Genomic DNA, 16,317 nt, shown 5'->3' on the forward strand with positions numbered 1-16,317 from the left:
GGCCGGCGCCGCGCGGCTTGACCTGACGGCCAGTCAGGCGCTGCGCCACGCAACGCCGGCCGCGCGCCTGCCAGGCCCAACGCGGCATACTCGGGAATGGATGACACGCCCTGGGCGCGCCGTCCACTTCCCTACAGGCTCGGGCGCTTTCGACTATCTGCACATGGACGAGAACGGTACGCTGGAGATCAGGAACGCGGTGATGGCGGACCGGCACGCCATCGCGGCGTTGATGGCGGCGCTGGACTATCCGGGCACCGAGGCCTTCATCGAGACGCGCCTGGCGCAGCTGCTGGCGCATCCGGACGCCGCCTTGCTGGTGGCCGCCGCAGGAGACGACGTCGTGGGCGTGTTGTCGCTGCAGTTTCTGCCGCAGTTGGCGTTGGCCGGCGACATCGGCCGCATCAGCTACTTCTGCGTGGACGATCGCGCACGCGGCGCCGGCGTGGGGCAGCGCCTGCTGGCGCAGGGCGAGGCCTTGGCGCGGCAGCGCGGCTGCGACCGCCTGGAGGTGCACTGCCATCGCCGCCGCGAACGGGCGCACGCCTTCTATCGGCGGGAAGGCTTCGTCGAAGTGCCCAAATATTTCGCCAAGTCGTTGCGCGACTGAGGACTGCTTGCGATCGCCAGCGCCAGGCAACGGCGCGATCGTCCCGCGCGCAGTTGCCGGCGCCGATCCGCTGGCAGTACGCTGCGCGCCCCTTGTGCGAGCTTTACGGATGAGCGTCCACACCAGCAGGCCCATCGCGCTGCGTCTTCTCGGCACGGGCGCGTATCTGCCCGCGCAGCAAGTGCCGGCAGAGACCTTCGACCGGCGCTGGGGCAAGCCCGCCGGCTGGACCCTGCGGCATACCGGCGTGGCCACGCGGCACTATGCGGGCGCCGACGAGCCGGCCACGGCGATGGGCGAGCGCGCCGCGCGCGCGGCGTTGGAGGCCGCGCAGCTGCAGGCGCACGAGGTCGATTGCGTGATCAGCGCCTGCAGCCTGATGGAACAGGCGATTCCGTGCAGCGCGGCGCTGCTGCACGCGCGGCTGGGCCTGCAGGGCAGCGGCATCCCGGCCTTCGACATCAACGCCACCTGCCTGAGCTTCATCGCCGCACTCGACCTGGCCGCCTGCGCGATCGCCGCCGGCCGCTATCGCCGCGTACTGATCGTCTCCAGCGAGATCGCCAGCGTCGGCCTCAACCCGGACGATGCCGACACCGCGCCGCTGTTCGGCGACGGCGCCGCGGCGGTGGTGGTTGGCGCCGACACCGGCGACAGCGGCTCGCAGTTGCTGGCGGCGCGGCTGGAGACCTACTCCGAAGGCATCGACCACTGCCGCGTGCGCGCCGGCGGCACCCGCCTGCGTCTGGAGCACGGCGTCGAGGCGCTGCGCGCCGGCTCGCAGTTCGAAATGCACGGCCGCGCCACCTATCGCCTCGCCGCGGCGAAGCTGCCCGGCTTCCTGCAGCGGCTGCTGGCGCAGGCCGGAGTCGAGCTGGCGCAGTTGCAGCGGATCGTGCCGCACCAGGCCAGCGCCAAGGCGCTGCGCCACCTGCGCGTCGCGCTGGGGCTGGCGCCGGATGCGCTGATCGAGATCATCGGCGACCACGGCAACCAGATGGCCGCGTCCATTCCCAGCGCGCTGCACCAGGCGATCCACAGCGGCCGCATCGTCCGTGGCGACCTGATCGGCCTGGTCGGCTCCGGCGCCGGGCTGGCGTTCGGCGGCGCGGTGTTGCGCTACTGACATGGCACGCGTCCTGGTCACCGGCGCCTCCGGCTTCATCGGCGCCTACATCGTGCGCGCATTGGCCGCCGCTGGCATGCCCGTGCGCGCCAGCGGCCGCGACGCCGCCAAACTGGCGGCCTTCGCCGGCAATGCGCGCATCGAGGTGGTGCCCGCCGAGCTGTGCGGCGACGACCTGGTGCCGCTGCTGCACGGCTGCGATGCGGTGATCCACTGCGCCGCGTTGTCGGCACCATGGGCCAGCGCAGAAACCTTCCGCCTGGCCAACGTGGTCGCCACCGAACGCCTGCTCGCCGCCGCGCTGACCGCACGCGTGCGCCGCTTCGTGCACTTCAGTTCGCCGAGCATCTACTTTCGCTTCGCCGATCAATACCAGATCACCGAAGAGTTCACCCCGCCGGCGCGCTGGATCGGCGGCTACCCGCAGACCAAGTGGGAGGCCGAGGAAAAGGTGCGCGCCGCCGCGGCGTCAGGGCTGCCGGCGGTGGTGCTGCGCCCGCGCGCGGTGTTCGGCCATGGCGACAACGCGATCGTGCCGCGGCTGCTGGCGGTGGCGCAGCACGGCTGGTTCCCACTGATCGACGGCGGCCGCGCGATGATCGACGTGTGCTGTGTGGAGAACGCGGTGGCCGCGGCGTTGGCCGCGCTGCGTGCCGAGCACATCGGCGACGGCCGCGCCTACAACATCAGCAACGGCACACCGATCGCGGTCCGCGACCTGGTGACCGAGCTGTTCGCGGTGCTGCGCCTGCGCGTGCGGCTGCTGCCGGTGCCGCGCGGGCCGGCGCTGGCCCTGGCCACGCTCGGCGAGCAGATCGCGCTGCGTCGGCGCGGCCAACCAGAACCGCGGCTCAGCCGCTACGGCATCGGCGTGCTCGGCTATTCGCAGACGCTGGACATCGGCCGCGCGCGCCGCGAGCTCGGCTATGCGCCGGTGCTGTCGACCGAGGCCGGGCTGGCCGCGCTGGGGCAACGATGAGCGCGCCACGGCTGCGCTGGCGGCTGTACGAGGCCGGCCATTGCACGCATCCGGAACGCGCCACCCGCCGCGGCGCGCCGCTGGCACCATGCCCGTTCCCGGCGCTGGCGGCGCTGCTGCAGCATCCGCAGCACGGCGACCTGTTGTTCGACACCGGCTATTCGCCCCACTTCTTCGACGCCACCGCGCGCTTTCCCGAGCGCCTGTACCGCTGGCTGACCCCCGTGCAGCTGGCACCCGGGCAATCGCTGCGCGAACAGCTCGCACGCGACGGCGTGGATGCGGACCGCATCGGCTGGATCGTGCTGTCGCATTTCCATGGCGACCATGTCGGCGGCGTCGCCGATTTCCCGCAGGCGCGCCTGGCCTGCGCACAACAGGCCTGGGACGACCTGCAGCGCCGCGGCCGGCTGGCCGCGTTGCGCGAAGGTTTCCTGCCGGCGCTGCTGCACGGCGCGCGCCCACGCATGCACTGGATCGAGGCGCTGCCCGCAGCCGCGACACCTGCCGCACTGCGCGACTTCGGCATGCCGCGCGATCTGTTCGGCGACGGCAGCGTGCTGCTGGTGCCGCTGCCCGGGCATGCGCCCGGCCACTACGGCCTGTGGTTCGAGGACGCGCATGGCCCGGTGTTCCTGATCGCCGACGCGGCCTGGTCCAGCGCCGCGCTCGCCGACGGTACGCCGCCGCCGGCGCTGGTCACCCACCTGCTCGGCGAACATCGCGTGTATCGCGACACCCTGGCGCGGCTGCATGCGTTGCGCCAGGCCGAGCCGGAGTTGCGGCTGGTGCCCTCGCATTGCCGGCAATGGCGGCCGACGCCGGCAGGGCACACGCATGGCTGATGCACCCGGCGTGCTGATCACCGGCGCGCGCGCGCCGGTCGCCCTGGACCTGGCGCGCCGTTTCGCCGCGCAGGGCTGGCGGGTGCACCTGGCCGACAGCGTCGCCAGCCGCATCTCCGGTTGGTCGCGTGCGGTCGCCGCGCATCACCGCGTCGCGCCCGCGCGCGACGCACCGCGCGCCTGGCTGGCCGATCTCAATGGCGTGCTCGCACGCCAGCGCATCGACGTGCTGATGCCGACCTGCGAGGAAGTGTTCTACCTGGCCCGCTACCGCAGCGCGCTGCCGGCGCAGCTGCACCTGCCGCTGCACGACTTCGACACGCTGCGCACGCTGCACAGCAAGTACGCCTTCATGGAACTGGCGCGCAGCCTGGACAGCGACGTCGAGGTGCCGGACAGCGTGCGCGTGCGCAGCCTGGCGCAGGCACGCGAGTGGGCCGGTACCGCGCCGCTGGTGTTGAAGCCGGAGTTCTCGCGCTTCGGCGTGCATGTGCGCTTGTATCCGCACGGCGTGCCCGCCGACGCCACGCCGCTGCCCGACCAGGGCGACTGGGTCGCGCAGCGCTACTGTGAGGGCGAAGAGCGCTGCTCGTATGCACTGGCGCGCGACGGCGTGTTGCTGGCGCATGCGGTGTACCGCCCGCGCTATCGCCTGCGGCGCAGTTCCAGCTACTACTTCGACGCCGCGCCGGATCCGCAGATCGAGCGCTTCACCGCGCAGTTGGTAAAGGCGCTGCGCTTCAGCGGGCAGATCTCCTTCGACTGGATGGTCTCCGCGCAAGGGCGCTGCAGCGTGATCGAATGCAATCCGCGTGCGACCAGCGGCCTGCACCTGTTCGCCGCGACCGATCCGCTGGTGGCGTTGCTGAGCGGCGACGCGGGCACGGCGCAGGCGCCGCTGCGCCCGGCCGAGGACCGCGCGGCGATGCTGGCCATGCTGATGCTGGGCGTGGCCTTGCCCGCGGCGCTGGGCCAGGGCCGGCTGCGGCAGTGGCGCCACGACTACGCGCGCGCCGAGGACGTGCTGGCGCCGCGCGGCGACCGCTGGCCGCTGGCCGGCACGCTGTGCGACCTGGGCAGCCATGCACGGCTGGCGCTGACGCAGCGCTGCAGTGTGCGCGAGGCCGCCACCCGCGATACCGAATGGGACGGCGAGGCGTTGCCGCCGCCATGAACGCCGGCAGCGCCGACGCCGCGGCCGCCGATTACGCCGCGCAGCTGCAGCGCTTCGCCGCGCTGCATGCCGGTGGCGACGCGCAGCAGTTGGCCGACAACGCGCATGCGCGCATTGAGGTGCTGCAGGCCGGCGCACTGGCGCTGCCGGTGACGGTCGGCGAGCGCCACCCGGGCAACGCCTGGGTATGTTCGCCGCGCACCACCTATGCCGACTATGCCGCCGAGGAAGCCGCGCGGCTGTTGCCGGGTGCGCTGGCCGCACCGGTACGCGGCTTGTGCGGCGGCATCGGCGCGTGGCTGGACTGGGCACGGATCGACCGCGCGGTCACCCTCAACAACTGGCTGCTGTCCACCAACCTGTATCCGCCGCTGCCGCCGGGCGGCCTGCGCACGCTGCTGGACGCCGCACGCGCGCGCTGGCCCGACCACGCGCTGTGGTTCCGCTCGCTCAATGCGGTGGACACGCCGCAGTGGCTGCACGCGCTGCAGGCCGAAGGCTTCACCCTGATCGCCAGCCGCCAGGTGTACCTGTACGAGGACTGGCCGCAGCTGCTGCGCCATCGCGACCTGGCCCGCGACCTCAAGCTGGTGGACCGCCGCGATCTGCGGCGCTGCGGCAACGATGCCATCGGCGAGGCCGATTACCCGCGTATCGCCGCGCTGTACGCGCAGCTGTATCTGGAAAAATATTCGCACTGCAATCCGGCCTACCACGCCGGCTTCCTGCGCGCCTGGCACCGCGCCGGGCTGCTGCGCTTGGACGGCTTCCGCGACGATACCGGGCAGTTGGTCTGCATCACCGGCCTGTTCGGCATCGGCGGCACCGTCACCGCGCCCATCGTCGGCTACGACCTGCGCCTGCCGCAGCGGCTGGCGCTGTACCGCACCCTCACCGCCTGCGGCATCGACCATGCGCGTCGGTACGGCCAGCGCCTGAACCAGAGTGCCGGCGCAGCCAGCTTCAAACGCCAGCGCGGCGGCGTGCCGGTCATCGAATACAGCGCGGTCGATGCGCGCCACCTGCCGTTGCGGCGACGCCAGCCGATCGCCGCGCTCGGCACGCTGACCCGGCGCATCGGCGTCCCGCTGATGCGCCGCTACCGGCTATGAGCGACGCCGCGCCGCGCGTTTTGCATTCCGTAACCGTTTTCAGCGCAAAACGCGCGTGTTTCGCCGAATGCCGGGCACACCCGCTGCCTTATACTTTGCTGCACCTGCAACACCCCATCGCCGCTGCGGCCCGGGACATCTGTGGAATGGATTGCGCACCTGGCCCATGCCGGCACCTTGCTGATCGTCAACGCGTTGCTTGCGGCGGTGTCCTCGGCGATGTTCCTGGCGCTGTACGTCACCGGCCGCAAGGAACGGCATGCGCGCAGCCTGTTGCTGCTGGCGCTGAGCTACGGCGTCTTCGCCCTGGGCTTCGGCATCCTGCTGGCGCCGGCCTGGCATTTCACGGCCGTCTGGATCGCGCCGGCCGGCAACGTCACCCTGGACGTGGCGACCGTATTGACGCTGGTGGCGGTGAACGCCTACCTGCAACGCCCGCTGCTGCAGTGGACGCTGCTGCTGCCGGTCGCGATGCTCTGCGCGCTGGAACTCTACAGCCTGCATTACGCCGGCTACGATCACCGGATCATGGTGATCTTCGGCGGCCTGTTGCGCGGCATCCTGACCGTGGCCACGGCGGTGGCGTTGTGGCGCCATGCCCACAGCATGGTGCGCACCGCGGCGCGCTTCACCGCCGTCTTCCACTTCCTGTGGGCCGGGATGATCGGACTGCGGATCGCATGGTGGGCCGTCCATCCCGACGTCGGTCTCGGCCAAGACCCGACCACGAATTTCGGCTTGCTGGCGCGCATCGTGCTGACGGCCAGCATCACCCCCGGGTTCCTGTGGATGCTGACCCGCGAAATGAACGCGGAACTGGTCCGGCATGCCTCGCAGGATCCGCTCACCGGGGTGACCAACCGCCGGGTGATGTGGGAGCGCGGCGAAGCGGCGACCTGCGATGCGGCGCGCAAGCAGGGCGCGATCGCGGTGCTGATGATCGACGTGGACCACTTCAAGGCGATCAACGACCGCTTCGGCCATGCCGTCGGCGACCAGGTCCTGATCGCCATCGCGCAGACCCTGTCGCAGCACATCCGCGCGCCCGATCTGCTGGCGCGCATCGGCGGCGAAGAATTCATGGTGCTGGTCCCGCATGGCGACGAAGCCGCGGTACGCGATCTCGCCGAGCGCCTGCGTCGCCGGGTGGAACAGCAGCAGATCGGTCCGGCGCCGGATGCGCCACTGGCATGCACGGTGAGCATCGGCTATTGCCGGTCGGCAGGCGCGCAGGCGCCCTGGCAGACCCTGGTGCTGGCGGCCGACCAGGCGCTGTACGCCGCCAAGCGTGCCGGCCGCAACCGGATCGCCGGCACCACCGTCGCATGATCGCCAGCGGCGAACCACACACACTGCGGGCGCTGCGCGCGGCATGAGCGGCTGGCATCCGTCCCTGTACCGGCAATGGTTCGCCGTCGCGCCCGCCGCGGCGTTGCGACGGCGGCCGCTGGCCGTGTCGGTGATGGACCGGCACGCGGCGATCGCGCGCTGCGCCGACGGCAGCCTGCTGGCGCTGGAAGACCGTTGTCCGCACCGGCACGCGCCGCTGTCGGCCGGCTGCGCCACCGGCGATGGCCTGTCCTGCCCGTATCACGGCTGGCGCTTCGACCGCGCCGGCGCCCTGCGCGAGATCCCCGGGTTGCCGCCCGGGCAGGTGCCGCCGGCGGTGCGGGTGCGCGCCTTCGCCGCGCGCGAGCACGACGGGTTGATCTGGCTGCGCCCCGATCCCGAGGGCGCGGACGCGCCGTCGCAACTGGTGCAGGCGCTGCAGCCGTCGGCGCGGCGCTTCCTGTGGCGCACGCGCTGGGACGCGCACGTGGTCGATGCGCTGGAGAACTTCCTGGACCCGCTGCACACCCACCTGCTGCATCCGGGGCTGGTGCGACGCGGCGGCGCGCGCACCGCCATGCGCGCGGAACTGCGCCATACCGACGAAGGCTTCCACGTGGACTACCGCGGCGCCGCGGCGCAGAGCGGCTGGCTGTACCGGCTGTTCGAATCGCCGCGGATCCTGGAACGCGCGCATTTCGCCGCCCCCGGCAGCGCGCAGATCGAGTATCGCTACGCGCGCGGCGGCCGCGTGCGGATCAGCCTGCACTTCACCCCGCTCGGCGAACGCAGCACCGACGTCTTCGCCAGCCTGCACGTGGAAGGCCGCTGGGCGCCGGCGTGGGCGGTGCGCCTGCTGGTGTGGCCGCTGCTGCGCCGGGTCGGCGAACAGGACCGGCGCATGCTCGCGCTGCAGTCGCGCAACCTGCAGCGCTACCCGGGCGCGCGCGGCGCCTCCACCGCGCTGGACCTGGTGCGCGAACCGCTACGCCGTTACTGGCAAGGCGACGCTCTACCGACGCCGGGCAGCGGTCACGACGTGGAGATCATGCTGTGACCGCGCCGAGCCGCTGCAGCACGTCCGCCAGCGGGGCCGGACGCCCGAGCAGATAGCCCTGCACGCCGCCGCAGCCGTGCGCGCGCAGCCAGCGCAACTGCGCATCGGTTTCCACGCCCTCGGCGACCACGTCCAGCCCCAGGCAATGGCCCAGGGTCAGCAGCGCCTGGCAGATCGAGGCGTTGCGCGGGTCGCGGTCCACCTCGGCGACGAAGCTGCGGTCGATCTTCAGCGTGTCCAGCGGCAGGTCGCGCAGATGCGCCATGCTGGAGAAACCGGTGCCGACGTCGTCGAGCGCCACGCGCACGCCCAGCGCGCGCAGCTGCCGCAGCACGTCGCCGGCCTGCTGCGGCTGGCGCATCAGGCTACTCTCGGTCAGCTCCAGCTGCAGGCCGTTGGCGGCCAGCCCGGCCTCGGCACAGGCCTGCACCAGGTCGGCGACCAAATCGCCATCGAAGAACTGCAGCGCCGACACGTTCACCGCCACCGGCAGGTCCGGCCATCCGTGGTCGACCAGGTCGCGACGCGCGCGCGCCGCCGCGCGCATCACCCAGCGCCCCAACGGCAGGATCAACCCGGTGTCCTCGCACAACTGGATGAACGCATCCGGGGCGATGAAGCTGCCGTCGGCCTGCGGCCAGCGGACCAGGGCCTCGAGTTCGCGCGGCGCACTGCTGCCGGCGTGCATGATCGGCTGGAAATACAGCTCGAATTCCTGGCGCTCGATCGCCTGCTGGAGACGTCCGGCCAGGCGCAGGCGTTCGGCGGTCCGCGCCGCGATGGCCGGGTCGAAGCGCACCAGGCTGCGGCCCTCGGCCTGTGCCGCGTGCGCGGCCTGCGCGGCGCTGCCGATCGCCTCGTGAGCGTCGGCGGCATCGTCCGGACACAGCGCCACGCCGATGTGCGCCTGCAGCTGCTGGGCGAACTCACCGCCCTGCACCGGCGCGTACAGCGCCTCCTGCAGCGCCTGCAAGGCCTGTGGCAGCGCATATGGGTCCAGGATCGCCAGCACGAAGTCCTGCGCCGGCTGATGCGCGCTCAGGCCGAAGCGCTCGCCGAGCGCGCGGATGCGACCGGCCACCGTGCTGCGCACCGCATCGCCGGCGGCGCGGCCCAGGGTATCGCCGATCAGGGCCAGGCCGCGCACCTGCACGTAGGCGATGGCATAGCCGCCGCGTTGCGCACGCAGGGCATCGGCCAGGGCGTGCGGCTTGAGCAGGCCGGTGCTGAAGTCGTGGCGCGCCAGGTAGGCCAGCTCGCGTTCGTGGGCCACGCGCTCGGTGACGTCCTCGGCCAGGATCAAGCGCGCCGGCACGCCGCCGAACTCCAGGTCGGCACTGTGGACGCACACCGACAGCAGGCTGCCGTCCTTGCGCCGGTGGGTCCACACGCTCGGCGCGGCGAAGCCTTCGCGCGGTTTGCGCACGTCCTGCAGCAAGCGTTCGACGTCCTCGGCCGGACGCAGATCGCGCAGATCCATCGCCAGGAATTCGGCGCGGCTGTAGCCGTACTGGCGCACCGCGGCCTGGTTCACTTCCAGGAAGCGCAGGCTGTCCACGGCGAACACCCAGTACGGCAGCGGATTGCGGTCGAACACCAGCCGGAACTGGCGCTCGGCGTCGAGCAGGCGCGCCTGCGCCGCCACCCGGTCGCTGACGTCCTGTACCGCACCGGTCATGCACAGGCCCTTGCGGGTGCGCACCAGCGCGCCGCGCGCGGCCAGCCAGCGCAGGCGCCCATCGGGCAGATGCATGCGGTAGACGGTGTTGTAGTCCGCCCGTCCCTGCGCGGCGTCCTCGTAGAGCTGCGTCACTCGCGCGCGATCCTCGTCGTGGATCCGCTCCAGAAACGCCTCGATCGGCAGCTGCATGCGCTGCAGGCCGAACATCGCGCCGGTCGGCTCGGACAGGCGCAGCACGCGCTCGGCGATGTCGATGCGCCAGGTGCCGATGCCGCCCATGCCGTGGGCCAGGCGCAGGTCCTCGTCGCCGCGGCGCAGGCGCTGCAGCAGATGGCGCTGGCGACGCTCGGCGCGGCGCAGGCTGCCGAGCAGATAGGCCAGGCCAAGCAGGTACAGCACATACACCAGCGCCGCCACCGCGGCGAACCCCCACCAGCCGGACAGCGTCTCGCGCAGCCCCACGCCGGCCACCGCCAGCAACGGATACGCGCCGCCACCGCTCAGCGCCAGGACCCGTGGCGTGCCGTCGAAGACATCGCGGCGCACGCCCAGCGCGCCGCCGTGCGGCATCGGCTGCGCCAGCGCGATCGGCAGGCGGGACTGGCCGGCCGCGAGTGGGCGGCTGGCGCCCAGCAGCGCACCCTGCGCGTCGGTCAGGGCGACGATGCCGTCGCGCCCGCTGTCGGTGCCCTGCACGATGCGCTGCAGCGCGGCCACCCGCCATTGCGCCTCGACCCAGCCGTCCGTGCCCCAGGGCACAGCCACCCGCACCACCGCCTCGCCGTCGGCCAGCCGCAGCGGCGGACTCACGCAGACCCGGCCGCCACAGCGCGCACGCTGCATCCACGCACGCAGGTGCGCATCGCCGGCACCGCCGAAGCGGCGTCGCCCCTGCGCATCCAGCAAGGACACGTCGTGCAGTTCCGGGTGCCGCGTCAGCAGGCCCTGCAGCGAGGCGGCGATCAGTTCTGGCGCGCGTCGCGGCGTCTCCGCCAGCAGCGCCTGCGCACTCAGGCCTTCGCCGTGCAGGGCCTGGCCGAGATTGTCCAGTTGCAACTGCAGCAAGCGGTCGGCGCCGGTGGCCAGCGCCAGGCTCTGCCGCTGCGCCGCGGCCAGGCGATTGTGGCGGTCCTGCGCCAGGACCAGCACCAGGCCGGCCGCCAGCACCACCGCCAGCACCAGGCCCCAGGTCGCGATCGCCCGCGACGGCGCGCGCGTGACGCGCCGCAGGCGGTGCCGGAAGCGACGGTCGCGCTTCCTGTCGGCGAGCGGGTGCTGCGGCATCGAGAATTGCAACGGTGCGTAGGTGCTGGTTACAGCGGCCTGGCACCGGCGATCTTGACCGTACGTGATGCGATGCTGCGTTCAGCGACGCAGATAAACGGTTCAGTCCATCACAGGCCACTGCGCCAGTTGCTGCGTGGTCAAACCGACGCGCCGGCAGGCACGCGCGGCAATGCCGTCGTGCAGCGCGACCCGGAACAGCGGCGCCACCTGCTGCAGCAGCCAGGCCGGCACCGCAGGGCCGGTACGCTGCAGCCGCGCCTGCCGCAGCATGGCGCTGGCCCACGGCGGGAGCAGCGCCGCGCCGGCGCCCAGGAACAATTCGCGCGACAACCCCGGCGCCGGCACCGGCAGGCGCAGGCCGGCCAGCACCGCCAGCACCTCGCGCGAGCGCGCGTCCACCCGCAACTGCGGCCGCTGCCGTTCGAAATAGTCCAGCACCGCGGCCTCGCTGGCCGGCACGGCGCGCGCGCCCAGCGCCTCGGCGACGCGCCGTCCCTCGTCGTAGTAGCGGTCGGCGATCGCCGCCGGTACCGCGCGGCAGTAGCGGCGGTAGCCCTGCAGAAAGCCGTAGGCTTCGGTCACGTGCACCCAGGTCAGCAACGCCGGATCGTCGGCGGCATAGGCGTGCCCGTCGGGCGTGTGGCCGCGCACCCGCGTGTGGATCGCGCGAACCCGGGCGATCTGGCGCTGCGCCGCGTCTGTGGGCGCATAACTGGTGGCGGCGACGAATTGCGTGGTGCGACGCAGGCGCCCGACCAGGTCCTCGCGAAAGTTGGAATGGTCGTAGACCCCGGCCAACGCCAGCGGATGCAGGGTCTGCAGCAACAGCGCGCACAGCCCGCCGGCCAGCATGCCGGGAAATTCGGCATGGATGCGCCAGGTGACGCTGTCCGGACCGAACAGGCCGATGTCGCCGAGCGGCTGGTCGTAATCGATGGCATCGCGCTCGCGCGGGAACGCGCCCAACACCCAGCGGCGGATCTGGGTGGTGGCCGGGGCGGAGAGGGTGCGTAGCAACGAAGGCATACGCCGATGCTAGCGAAGGCGGCGCGAGCGCCGTGCGATGGCGTATGGCGCGCACCGGCCACGCCGCATGTGCGACCGCAGCATGCACTTTGCGGCCGCTGTGCTAGAAAGAAGCTGCCTCAAGATCGCCCGTCGACGTTCCGCATCCGTCACCGCATCTGCAAGGAGCCCGTCATGCTCGCTTTGTTCAAAGGCTTGGGATTGCTGCTCGAGGACAACGCGCTGCACCAGCGCTCGTTTCCCGAACAGGTCGCGCACTGGCAGCACAAGAGCGAATCGCAGATCCGCGAAGAGGTGGCCTTGCTGGCCAAGGCCAAGCAGCAGTGGCTGGTGGCCTCGATCATCGGCTGGCAGGCGATCTCGCTGATCCTGCTCGGGGTGATCACCGCGCAGTTGTGGCAGCACGACTACCACCTGACCTTCTCGCGCATCGTCATCGTGGTCACCTCCTGGGTGGCGATCCTGTTCGTGATCTGGTTCATCGCCAACATGTTCGACCGCACCGCCGGCTTCGAGCGCTGGCTCACCGCGTTCAACAGCCGCGAGCCGCTCTCCGCCGATGCCGACACCGTGGAATGCGTGGCCGACGCGCTGAACATGGCGCGCAAGTATCCGGAGATCCTCGCCTACAAGCGCGAGGTGGTGGCCAACCGCGAACTGCGCCACGAGGACATCCGGATCATGCGCGAGATGGGCCGCATCCGCCTGCATGCCGAACTGGTCGCCTCGCTGATCCAGTTCGAAGGCACGCCGCCCGGCGGCCAGCCCGGCGTGTTCCGCGTCGCCGGCTAAGGCTGCCACACGCAACCCACGCGCGCCGTCTGCACGACGGCGCGTCGTCGGCCTGGCGCCACACGCGACCGCAGCGCGGCCGCCATGCACGCATGATCGGTCGGCATTCACGCAAGCGCCTGCAGCGTGCTCGTCGAGTTCGGCGCTGCAGCGTGGACACGCTGGCAGCGCAACCATGATGCCTGGCCATTTGGCCGGATCCTGCCGGTCCAGCCGACCTCCCACCCGACTCCCCGCCGTGCACCCGTCACGGCCGCTGCAACGCACGCGCCGGCTGTGGGCATTCCCAACGCCCATTTCGCGAAATATAATCATTCTCGATTAGAACTCTCGTCCCACGGTCTCGATGCCACTGCCCCCCCTCTCCTGCGCCTGCCTGCTGGGCATGGCGCTGTCCCTGCCTGCGCACGCCGCCACCGCCGATACCGCCACGGCCGCCGACAGCAGCGCCGATGCCGCACAGGCGACCGCCCTGTCCACGGTGCAGGTGCGCGCCGACGCCCAGAGCGGCTTCCACGCCACCGGACCGGTGCAGGCCGACAAGTCCGACGCGCCACTGGCGCAGACGCCGTTCTCGATCACCGTGGTGCCGCGTGCGCTGCTGGACAGCCAGCAGGCGCTGAGCCTGTCCGATGCCCTGCACAACGTCTCCGGGGTGGTCGCCAACACCTACGGCCGGCGCGGCTGGGACGACCTGATCATCCGCGGCCAGACCGCCTCCGACGCGTTGTTCGTCGACGGCCTGCGCACCGCCGCCAACAACCGCGTGGCCGAGCAACTGTTCGGCGCGCAGCAGGTGGAGGTACTGAAGGGCCCGGCCTCGCTGCTGTACGGGCAGGTGCTGCCGGGCGGCCTGGTCAACCTGATCAGCAAGCGCCCCGGCGCCGACCCGATGCGGCGGGTCGACCTGAGCGTGGGCAGCGATGGCCTGCGCCAGGGCAGCGTCGATTTCAACCAGCCGCTGTCGGCCGACGGCAAGGCGGCCTTGCGCCTCAATGCGCTGGCGATGAACAGCGACGACCCGACCGACCACGTGTACTTCCGCAGCCGCTGGATCGCGCCGTCGTTGTCGCTGGACCTGGGCCCGCGCACCGACTTCGTGCTGCTGACCAGCTACCAGGAACGCGACTACATCCGCCAGCAGGGCCTGCCCTGGGAAGGCAGCGCCGAACCCAACCGCAATGGCAGGATCGACCGCGCGCTGTTCACCGGCGAACCCGGGCAGCGGCCGTACCACAGCCACCAGAGCCGGATCGGCTACGTGCTCGATCACCGCTTCGACAACGGCTGGACCCTGCACCACGCCGCACGCTGGCAGAGTTTCGGCCTGGACGGCTTCCTGATCGCCAACAACGGCCTGGCCGCCGACCTGCGTACCCTGCGTCGCACCGCCACCCAGCAACAGTTCGACGGGCGCACCTGGGTCCAGGACACCTACCTGCAGGGCGGCTTCGCCACCGGCATCTGGCAGCACACCGTCACCGCCGGCCTGGACGCGTTCAAGACCTGGGAATGGAACGTGCAGTCGACCTGCCGCGTCGGCACTCTCGACGTGTATGCGCCGGTCTACGGCAGCGCCGTGATCTGCCCGGCCCGGCCCAACCGCGACAATCTCAGCGTGGTCGCCTCCGGCGGCCTGTACCTGCGCGACCGCATCCAGTTCGCGCCCGACTGGCAGTTGCTGCTGGGCCTGCGCCACGACCGCAGCCGCAACCGCAGCGAGGACCACCTGGCCGGCAGCGACGTGCGCAACGACGCCAGCGCGACCACCGGCTCGGCAGCACTGATGTTCGACGCCGGCGGCGGCCTGCGCCCGTATGCCAGCGTCGCCACCTCGTTCTATCCCAACGTCGGTACCGACGCGCAGGGCGCGCAGTTCGACCCCGAGCGCGGCCGCCAGGTGGAACTGGGCGTCAAGATGGAGGTGGGCAGCGGCACCAGCCTGAGCATGGCGCTGTACGACCTGCGCCGGCGCAACGTGCTGCAGGCCGATCCGTTCAACGACGGCTACAGCATCGCCGTGGGAGAACAGCGCAGCCGCGGCCTGGAACTCAACGCCGCCGCCGACCTGGGCAACGGGCTGAGCCTGTTCGGCGGTTACGCCTACACCGATGCGGTGGTCACCGACGATGGCGGCCAACGCGTCAGCAGCGTGGGCGATCGTCTGAACAACGTGCCGCGGCACAGCGGTTCGCTGTGGCTGCAGTACAGCGCCCACGGCGCGGCCGACGGCTGGAGCGTCAGCGGCGGCGCGCGTGCCGAAGGCGAGAAGACCGCCTACGGCCACCGCATCCCCGGCTACCTGGTATTCGACGCCGGCCTGGGCTACCGCCAGGGCCATTGGCGTTACGCATTGAACCTGAAGAACGCCTTCGACCGCGACTACTACACCGGCGGCCTGCAGCGCGCCGTGGCCCTGGGCGACCCGCGCACGCTGCTGTTCTCGGTGGGCGTGGATTACTGAGCGGGCGGCGTCGCTTCCCCGCCGCGCATGCGTGGTCGCAAGCGCGACCTGCGGCGCATGACCGCGCCGTCGACGCATCATCCCCGCGCCGCCATGCCGTCCTGCCGAAAGGGACGGAGCAGCCTCCTGTGGGAGCGACTGCAGGGCACCTCCAATAACGCACTTTGTCGCGACTCAAGCGAACATGTCGTGTCACCTTCGTAGGAGCGGCTTTAGCCGCGACGGGCTTTCCCGGGAAAGCCCGTCGCGGCTAAAGCCGCTCCTACAGGAGGGCTCGCGTCGTTGTCAGAGGCGCCCTTCAGGCGCGACACATGACGTCATCCGGCAGCCGCTTTGCACACGCTGTCGGGACTGAAGCCCCTCCCACAACAGCCGCGATCATCCGGACATCGCCAGATGCCGCGGCAGATCATGTCGGCCAGCCACACGCCATCGCCCCTCAATCGCGCCCGCACGCAGATGCGGAGGCATCCGACACCACGCACTGCCGGAAATCGCGCTGCAGCCCGGCGATCTCGCGGCGCTGGCCGACCGTCAGATCGAAGGCCTGCAGCACGCGCGGACTGCAGGCAGCGCCGTCGCTACCATGCGCCGCCTGCGATGCCGTGCAGGCGGCGTAGACCTGGTAGTGGCAGCGTCCGCTGTGGCTGTCGATGCAGCGGAACGTGGCCAGGCCGCCGCGGTAGGTGGTCCGACTGAACAGCAGCGGCACGCCGCGTTCGCTGGCCTGCACCACCGTCTCGCGGCTGGCGCCGACGGACAGGTCGAGATCGGCATGTCCGTGGCAGCCGAACAGGCCGAGCAGGCACGACCACAGCAAGGAGAGCAGGCGCAT

General features: G+C 71.4%; 13 protein-coding genes. 10 read left to right on the top strand and 3 right to left on the bottom strand.

Features of this window, described 5'->3' with window-relative positions; genetic code table 11:
- Nucleotides 1–163 precede the first annotated feature (163 nt).
- The 8 genes from GGR66_RS17350 to GGR66_RS17385 all read left to right on the top strand — a co-directional run bounded on the left by GGR66_RS17350 (nucleotide 164) and on the right by GGR66_RS17385 (nucleotide 8,232).
- Nucleotides 164–610, top strand: coding sequence for a GNAT family N-acetyltransferase (locus GGR66_RS17350; protein ID WP_221236498.1), 447 nt, complete (start codon nucleotides 164–166; stop codon nucleotides 608–610).
- Between the two features lie 109 nt (nucleotides 611–719).
- Nucleotides 720–1,736: a 3-oxoacyl-[acyl-carrier-protein] synthase III C-terminal domain-containing protein gene (locus GGR66_RS17355; protein ID WP_184449394.1), complete on the top strand. Its 1,017-nt coding sequence runs from the start codon at nucleotides 720–722 to the stop codon at nucleotides 1,734–1,736.
- A gap of 1 nt (nucleotide 1,737) precedes the next feature.
- Nucleotides 1,738–2,715, top strand: a complete 978-nt coding sequence (locus tag GGR66_RS17360) for an NAD-dependent epimerase/dehydratase family protein (protein ID WP_184449396.1) — start codon at nucleotides 1,738–1,740, stop codon at nucleotides 2,713–2,715.
- Nucleotides 2,712–3,560, top strand: coding sequence for an MBL fold metallo-hydrolase (locus tag GGR66_RS17365; protein WP_184449398.1), 849 nt, complete (start codon nucleotides 2,712–2,714; stop codon nucleotides 3,558–3,560). Before GGR66_RS17360 ends, GGR66_RS17365 begins: the two co-directional genes overlap by 4 nt.
- A complete protein-coding gene (locus GGR66_RS17370; RefSeq protein WP_184449400.1) occupies nucleotides 3,553–4,734 on the top strand; it encodes an ATP-grasp domain-containing protein in 1,182 nt (393 codons plus the stop codon). The genes GGR66_RS17365 and GGR66_RS17370 overlap by 8 nt, the downstream gene beginning before the upstream one ends.
- Nucleotides 4,731–5,846, top strand: a complete 1,116-nt coding sequence (locus GGR66_RS17375; RefSeq protein ID WP_184449402.1) for a hypothetical protein — start codon at nucleotides 4,731–4,733, stop codon at nucleotides 5,844–5,846. Before GGR66_RS17370 ends, GGR66_RS17375 begins: the two co-directional genes overlap by 4 nt.
- A 141-nt stretch (nucleotides 5,847–5,987) precedes the next feature.
- Entirely contained in the window at nucleotides 5,988–7,175 is a 1,188-nt protein-coding gene (locus GGR66_RS17380; RefSeq protein ID WP_184449404.1) for a GGDEF domain-containing protein, read from the top strand.
- Nucleotides 7,176–7,218: 43 nt separating this feature from the next.
- Nucleotides 7,219–8,232, top strand: coding sequence for a Rieske 2Fe-2S domain-containing protein (locus tag GGR66_RS17385; RefSeq protein WP_184449407.1), 1,014 nt, complete (start codon nucleotides 7,219–7,221; stop codon nucleotides 8,230–8,232).
- Here GGR66_RS17385 and GGR66_RS17390 read toward each other — a convergent pair.
- Together GGR66_RS17390 and GGR66_RS17395 are read right to left on the bottom strand one after the other, a co-directional pair.
- Nucleotides 8,222–11,197, bottom strand: coding sequence for an EAL domain-containing protein (locus tag GGR66_RS17390; RefSeq protein WP_184449408.1), 2,976 nt, complete (start codon nucleotides 11,195–11,197; stop codon nucleotides 8,222–8,224). The genes GGR66_RS17385 and GGR66_RS17390 overlap by 11 nt on opposite strands.
- A gap of 102 nt (nucleotides 11,198–11,299) precedes the next feature.
- Nucleotides 11,300–12,226 carry an oxygenase MpaB family protein gene (locus GGR66_RS17395; RefSeq protein ID WP_184449410.1) on the bottom strand — a complete coding sequence of 309 codons (927 nt, stop codon included), beginning with the start codon at nucleotides 12,224–12,226 and terminating at the stop codon, nucleotides 11,300–11,302.
- A gap of 174 nt (nucleotides 12,227–12,400) precedes the next feature.
- Here GGR66_RS17395 and GGR66_RS17400 point away from each other — a divergent pair, with 174 nt between their 5' ends.
- Nucleotides 12,401–13,018: a hypothetical protein gene (locus tag GGR66_RS17400; protein WP_184449412.1), complete on the top strand. Its 618-nt coding sequence runs from the start codon at nucleotides 12,401–12,403 to the stop codon at nucleotides 13,016–13,018.
- A gap of 346 nt (nucleotides 13,019–13,364) precedes the next feature.
- A complete protein-coding gene (locus GGR66_RS17405) occupies nucleotides 13,365–15,482 on the top strand; it encodes a TonB-dependent siderophore receptor (protein WP_184449414.1) in 2,118 nt (705 codons plus the stop codon).
- Nucleotides 15,483–15,921: 439 nt separating this feature from the next.
- On the opposite strand, the gene GGR66_RS17410 is transcribed toward GGR66_RS17405, so the two are convergent.
- Entirely contained in the window at nucleotides 15,922–16,317 is a 396-nt protein-coding gene (locus GGR66_RS17410) for a hypothetical protein (protein WP_160968190.1), read from the bottom strand.

Source organism: Xanthomonas sp. 3498, assembly GCF_014199795.1.
Taxonomy (GTDB): Bacteria; Pseudomonadota; Gammaproteobacteria; order Xanthomonadales; family Xanthomonadaceae; genus Xanthomonas_A; species Xanthomonas_A rydalmerensis.